Origin of the sequence: uncultured Clostridium sp., assembly GCF_900547735.1 — a bacterium.
GTDB lineage: Bacteria > Bacillota > Clostridia > Lachnospirales > Lachnospiraceae > Otoolea.
Genome location: NZ_URHZ01000139.1, coordinates 1 through 5,947, shown reverse-complemented (window position 1 = coordinate 5,947; position 5,947 = coordinate 1). Strand labels below are relative to the sequence as shown.

Annotated in this window: 6 protein-coding genes; 3 read left to right on the top strand and 3 right to left on the bottom strand. The window is 49.8% G+C overall.

Annotated elements, in window-relative coordinates; translation table 11 throughout:
* Positions 1-227: 227 nt before the first annotated feature.
* Together rfbC and QZT18_RS23215 are read left to right on the top strand one after the other, a co-directional pair.
* Positions 228-788: a dTDP-4-dehydrorhamnose 3,5-epimerase gene (gene rfbC / locus QZT18_RS23220; protein WP_294152079.1), complete on the top strand. Its 561-nt coding sequence runs from the start codon at positions 228-230 to the stop codon at positions 786-788.
* Positions 789-976: 188 nt separating this feature from the next.
* Positions 977-1,792, top strand: a complete 816-nt coding sequence (locus QZT18_RS23215) for an ABC transporter permease (RefSeq protein ID WP_294152077.1) — start codon at positions 977-979, stop codon at positions 1,790-1,792.
* 179 nt (positions 1,793-1,971) lie between these two features.
* Here QZT18_RS23215 and sdaAA read toward each other — a convergent pair whose 3' ends face one another.
* From sdaAA to QZT18_RS23200, 3 genes are read right to left on the bottom strand one after another with little or no spacing between them, the layout of a single operon-like run.
* Entirely contained in the window at positions 1,972-2,844 is an 873-nt protein-coding gene (gene sdaAA / locus QZT18_RS23210; RefSeq protein ID WP_125142065.1) for an L-serine ammonia-lyase, iron-sulfur-dependent, subunit alpha, read from the bottom strand.
* A 56-nt stretch (positions 2,845-2,900) separates the two neighbouring features.
* Positions 2,901-3,569 carry an L-serine ammonia-lyase, iron-sulfur-dependent subunit beta gene (gene sdaAB, locus QZT18_RS23205; protein WP_294152070.1) on the bottom strand — a complete coding sequence of 223 codons (669 nt, stop codon included), beginning with the start codon at positions 3,567-3,569 and terminating at the stop codon, positions 2,901-2,903.
* Positions 3,570-3,581: 12 nt separating this feature from the next.
* On the bottom strand, positions 3,582-4,793 hold the full coding sequence (locus QZT18_RS23200; RefSeq protein WP_294152068.1) for a dicarboxylate/amino acid:cation symporter: 1,212 nt from the start codon (positions 4,791-4,793) through the stop codon (positions 3,582-3,584).
* A 218-nt stretch (positions 4,794-5,011) separates the two neighbouring features.
* Here QZT18_RS23200 and QZT18_RS23195 point away from each other — a divergent pair, with 218 nt between their 5' ends.
* Entirely contained in the window at positions 5,012-5,896 is an 885-nt protein-coding gene (locus tag QZT18_RS23195; protein ID WP_294152066.1) for a LysR family transcriptional regulator, read from the top strand.
* Positions 5,897-5,947: the final 51 nt, after the last annotated feature.

The window sequence follows — 5,947 nt, the reverse complement described above, 5'->3', positions numbered from 1 at the left end:
CCTCCCCCTCACCATCCCGAACCCCGACCGTCCCGGCGGCGTTCTCATTCCTCAACCAAATCCCTATTGCCAGGTTCCCCCGGTAGTGATATAGTAGGTTACAGTCCGGTTTCGGCATCATACAGGATTTATCATACACAGGCAAAACTGCAATGTGAAACAAAGAGCTGCACGCTTCACTGCATGATATGGAATATTATGTTAACACAGATAAAGGAGAGATTAAAATGGGAAAGATTACAGTAACCCCCTGCGACATTGAGGGACTTTATGTTATTGAACCAACGGTATTTAAGGATGAAAGAGGATATTTTGTAGAGACCTACAACCAGAATGATTTCAAAGAAGCAGGGCTCAACATGGTATTCGTACAGGACAACCAGTCCATGTCTGTAAAGGGTGTGCTCAGGGGACTCCATTTTCAGAAGGAATATCCCCAGGGCAAGCTGGTACGCGCCGTGCGCGGTTCGGTATTTGACGTGGCCGCGGATCTCCGTACCGGTTCTAAGACGTATGGAAAATGGTTCGGCGTAGTTCTTTCGGCAGAGAATAAAAAACAGTTCTATATACCGGAGGGATTTGCCCACGGTTTCCTCGTCCTTTCTGACGAAGCGGAGTTCGCATACAAATGTACGGATTTCTATCATCCGGGAGACGAAGGCGGACTGGCATGGGATGATCCGGAGATTGGAATTGAGTGGCCAATCGAGGAGGGAATGGAACTGATTATTTCCGATAAAGATAAAAAATGGGGCGGTTTCAGGGATACATTCAAATTCCAGATGTAACGCCGTTTACAACAGTTTAGCCGCAGGCTGAACTGTTGCGGCCGTTCGGCTTTACGGGTGACTGCGAACCTGCTGTCGTTTTACGAAAGAGGAGTGAACGGTGACTTTTACAGAAATTAGAGCGTGTTTGAAAATTGCACATCTGACGGAAAGCAATTTTCAAACACGTTCTAGTCCGGAGGTTCTTAATGAGAGAATTGATTGCCCTTGTAAAAGGGATTGTTAACAAAAGAAAATTAATTCTGGATCTGTCTATAGCGGATTTTAGAAAACGGTTTGTCGGCTCTTATTTCGGTATCGTGTGGATGTTTATCCAGCCAATGGTGACAATTGCAATTTACGCATTCATCTTCGGCGAACATGGAATGAGAAACGCACCGCCCGTAGAGGGAGCCACTTACGTCATTTGGCTGACACCAGGCCTTATTCCCTGGTTCTTTTTCAGCGAGGTGCTGAACACAGGGACAAACTGTCTGCAGGAATATCATTATCTTGTAAAAAAGGTAGTGTTTGAGGTGGAGATGCTGCCTATTATAAAACTGATTTCCTGCTTTATGGTACATGTCTGTTTCCTGGTAATTATGGTAGGTCTGTATCTGGTCAGCGGCTATGCTCCTAAGATTACCTGGATTCAGATTCTATACTATTCCTTTGCCGCGTCCATGTTCAGTCTGGCGCTTGTGTATTTTACCAGCGCGGTTCAGGTCTTTTTTAAGGATATGGCGCAAATCGTGGGAATCTGTCTGCAGTTTGGAATGTGGCTGACTCCGATTATGTACGATGAAGCTCTTTTTACGAGCAGGGCGGCGTGGCTTGGGATTGCCTTTAAACTGAATCCTTATTACTATATTGTAGCGGGATACAGGGACAGTATGATGACCGGAAACTGGTTCTTTGAGCGTCCCACGATGACAATCTATTTTTGGGCGGTAACGCTGATTGCTATGGTCTTTGGACTTAAGGTGTTCAAAAAAATGAGACCGCATTTTTCAGATGTACTTTAGAATAACAACGAAAAGCACGCTTCGCGAACTTTTCATTGCCGATCAACAACGAAAAGCATGCTTTGCGAACTTTTCATTGCCACTCAACAGAAAACGCCCCTGTACCGGATTCATGGTACAGGGGCGTTCGACTATCTGTATATAGGATGATTCTTCATTTTCTCCAGGCAGAACCTTACTCAATGTCCTCCTGCCTGGCAAAGTGTGCATCCGGTGGGAGTGGCGGCACAGCCGCCGAGCGCCGTTTCACGCAGTTCGACCGGAAGGCGTTTTCCGACGGAGTACATGGATGCGATCATCTCGTCCAGGGGAATTAACTGCGGGATACCTGACAGAGCCATCTCCGCTGCGATCAGGGCGTTAGCCACGCCTGCGGCATTGCGGTTCTGGCAAGGGTATTCCACCAGTCCGCCGACCGGATCGCAGACAAGGCCGAGCATGTTCATCAGAACCGTGGATGCGGCATACAGGCATTGCTGCGGTTCGCCGCCCATCAGTTCCACGGCCGCCGAGGCAGCCATGGCGGAGGCGACGCCGACTTCGGCCTGGCAGCCTCCTACGGCGCCCGCTACGGTGGCATTGCGCATGGCCAGGTAGCCGATGGCACCCGCATTAAACAGAGCGTCGATTAACCGGTCGTCCGAGATATGGTATTCCTCCTGCAGGGCCAGCAAAAGACCCGGCACAATGCCGGAAGACCCGGCGGTCGGAGCGGCCACAATGAGTCCCATGGAGGCGTTGACTTCAAGGACCGCCATGGCATAGGTGATTCCACGGCTCAGAACGGAACCGCAGATGTTTTTCCCTTTTGCGTGATGGACGCTGAGCTTTTTTGCCTCGCCTCCGATCAGTCCGCCCATGGATTTACCCGGGCATTTGATGGGAGAGGAGGCGGATTCCCGCATGATCTCCAGCACCCGGTTCATACGGTGACGGATTGTATCGGCTGTTGTTTCGCCCAGCTCACATTCCCGCTGTCTCATTACGTCGGAGATCGGGAGATGATTGATTCTGCATAATTCAAGCAATTCTTTAGCATTTTTAAAATCCATAATTCAATTACTCCTTACAATGGAATGAAAATCAAAAAGCAATTTCCAAACACGCTTTATGACTGGACGATCATGACGTCGTGTACGTGACAATTTTCCTTCAGCATTTCCGTGACATCTTCCGGGAGGCGGCCATCCGATTCTACAATCGTGTAGGCGGTGTGACCCTTGGATTCGCGGAACAGTCTCATGAAAGCGATATTCACGTTGCGGTCGCTCAGGCATTTGGTGATGTGGGCAGCCACGCCGGGCCTGTCCTGATGGATAACGATGACGGCGCTGTATTCGCCCGTAAATTCCACCTTCACCTGATTGATACGCACGATGCGGACCTTTCCGCCGCCCAGTGACTCTCCGCGCACCGTCATGACGCGTTCATCCTGTCCGGTCATGCGGATGTCCACCGTGTTGGGGTGAATATCCGTCTCTTCTTCATTGGCGATGAAAGAAAAGTCCAGACCGCGTTCCTTTGCAATCTGGAAAGAATCGCGGATTCGGGTATCGTCAGTTGAAAAACCCATGATACCGCCCAGCAGGGCGCGGTCGGTTCCATGGCCGCGGTATGTCTTGGCAAAAGAGCCGTAGAGCGTGAATTCCACCTTTTTGAGCGGACTTCCGACCATCTTCTGAGCCAGGAAGGCGATGACGGCGGCTCCCGCCGTATGGGAACTGGAGGGCCCAATCATGTTGGGGCCCAGAACATCAAATACACTGATGAATGACATTGGTAAACCTCCCTATGCCGTTTTAGAAATAAATTTTTTATAAATAGTATCGACAATTACTCCGATCGCATTATCTCCGGAAACATTGCAGGCCGTTCCAAAGGAATCCTGAGTAATGTAGAGCGCAACCATGATGGCACAGATCGGACCTTCCGGATCGCCGGCTACGGCGCCGAAAACCATGTACAGGAAAGGAAGCGCGGTCATGATGGAACCGCCGGGTGCGCCCGGAGATGCCACCATAGCAATGCCCAGAGTCATGATAAACGGAATCACGGTACCCAGGCTGATTGGAAGCTGGTTCATCAGACAGACTGCGGTGGCGCAGGCCGTGATGGTGATCATAGATCCAGCCATATGGATATTGGCGCAAAGCGGTACCACAAAGTTCCGGATCTGCTCGCTGACGCCATCTGCTGCGGCACACTGAAGGTTGACCGGGATTGTAGCGGCGGAAGACTGAGTTCCAAGTGCTGTCGTATATCCCGGAATCTGATTTTTAATCAGGGTAAACGGATTCTTTTTGCTCACGGTTCCGGCGATGATAAACTGAATCAGAATGCAAATCAGGTGCATAACGATAACAACGAGGAATACTTTCCACAGGATGCTTAAAATAGCAAACGTTTTTCCGGATTTCGTCATATCCACAAATGTTCCGCAAATATAGAGCGGAAGAAGCGGGATGATAGCGGTGTGAAGCACTTTGTCGATGATACTGGAGAAATCCTTTACAGCCTCATAAAGAGTATTGCCAATTTCCTTACCGCGCATTACAGAAAGGCAAAGACCCAGAATAAAAGCCAGAACTACGGCCGACAGCGTATCCAAAACCGGTGTGATGGAAATGCTGAAGTAGGAATCAACGGAAACGCCTGCCGTGGCGGCAATCTGATCCAGAGCGCCTTCGCTCATGAAACTCGGGAACAGGCCGGAGGAGACCAGGTAAGAGCAGGATCCGGCGATCAGAGTGGAGCCGTAAGCTAAGGCCACTGTGATCAGCAGCAGTTTCCCTGCGCCCTGAGATAAATCGGCGATTCCCATGGTTACATAGGCCAGGATCATTAACGGGATGACAAACTTCAGAAAGGTGCTGAAAAGGCCGGACAGTGTGACGACGAAGCGGCAGAAGCCCTCCGGCAGAAACTGTCCGATCAGAATGCCGACGATGATGGCAATGATGAGTTTGGGGACGAGCCCCAGCTTAAATGCTTTCTTTTCCATGATTCATGTTCCCTCCATTTTTGGTTGTTCTGTTTGAATACTTTGATGGTGCAGCTTGACGGAGCGCCCCGCGCGAGACGTTTGGCCGGGGCAGCTCAAATTAGTGCAAATTCACGATTGACGTCGTGGTTTATGTATTATATCATGACAATATGCATGAATCAAATTCGTAGATTTCATATAGTTATTGAAAAATTTTAATAAAGGGAGGCGTCCGAATGGAGATCCGTCAGCTTGTCACATTTATCCGCGTCGTGCAGCTTCAAAGTTTTTCCAAAGCCGCCGAAAGTCTGGGGTATTCTCAGTCGGCAGTCACAGTACAGATCCGTCTTTTGGAGCAGGAATTGAATGCCAGACTCTTTGACCGGATCGGAAAACGGATCACGCTCACGGATCAGGGAAACCAGTTCTGTACCTATGCCTACAACATTCTTCATGAAGTGAACAAGGCAAAACTGTCTCTGGACAGCGACACGGAACTCAAAAATTCCCTTCATATTGGAACGATTGAATCCCTGTGTTTCTCCAAATTCCCTCCGATTCTCCGCTACTTCAGGGAACACCATCCGAAAGTAGCCATCCGGATCACCACGGCTTCCCCGGAAGAGCTGATTGAGATGATGGAGCACAATCAGCTGGATCTCATCTATATCCTGGACGAGCCACGGTATAATAACAACTGGATTAAGGTGATGGAGATGCGGGAGGAAGTGGTCTTCGTCTCATCCCCCGCCTCCGAGCTTGCCGGGCGCGGCCATATAAGGCTGGAAGAACTGCTCGGAGAGCCTTTTTTCCTGACCGAGAAAAATGCCAATTACAGACGGGCCCTAGACCGCTTCCTGGCGTCCAGACAGATGATCCTTTCGCCATTCCTGGAAATCAGCAATACGGAATTTATCATCCGCATGATAGAGGAGAACAGGGGCCTTTCCTTTCTTCCTTATTTTGCGGTGCAGAAGAGTGCGGAGGAACGGCGGCTGGCTGTCCTTGAGGTGGAGGATTTCCATACGGCAATGTACCGTCAGATTTTTTACCACAAGGAAAAGTGGAAGACGAAAGAGATGGATGAATTTATCCGGTTAGGGGAGATGAATCTTACATAGGGATTTAATTGAGGAATGAGAACGCCGCCGGGACGGTCGGGGTTCGGGATG

What these genes read in the sequence shown, in the direction of transcription:
- rfbC (WP_294152079.1), top strand. Translation starts at nt 228, where the DNA reads ATGGGAAAGATTACAGTAACCCCCTGCGACATTGAGGGACTTTATGTT.
- QZT18_RS23215 (WP_294152077.1), top strand. Translation starts at nt 977, where the DNA reads ATGAGAGAATTGATTGCCCTTGTAAAAGGGATTGTTAACAAAAGAAAA.
- sdaAA (WP_125142065.1), bottom strand. Translation starts at nt 2,844, where the DNA reads ATGGATTTTAAAAATGCTAAAGAATTGCTTGAATTATGCAGAATCAAT.
- sdaAB (WP_294152070.1), bottom strand. Translation starts at nt 3,569, where the DNA reads ATGTCATTCATCAGTGTATTTGATGTTCTGGGCCCCAACATGATTGGG.
- QZT18_RS23200 (WP_294152068.1), bottom strand. Translation starts at nt 4,793, where the DNA reads ATGGAAAAGAAAGCATTTAAGCTGGGGCTCGTCCCCAAACTCATCATT.
- QZT18_RS23195 (WP_294152066.1), top strand. Translation starts at nt 5,012, where the DNA reads ATGGAGATCCGTCAGCTTGTCACATTTATCCGCGTCGTGCAGCTTCAA.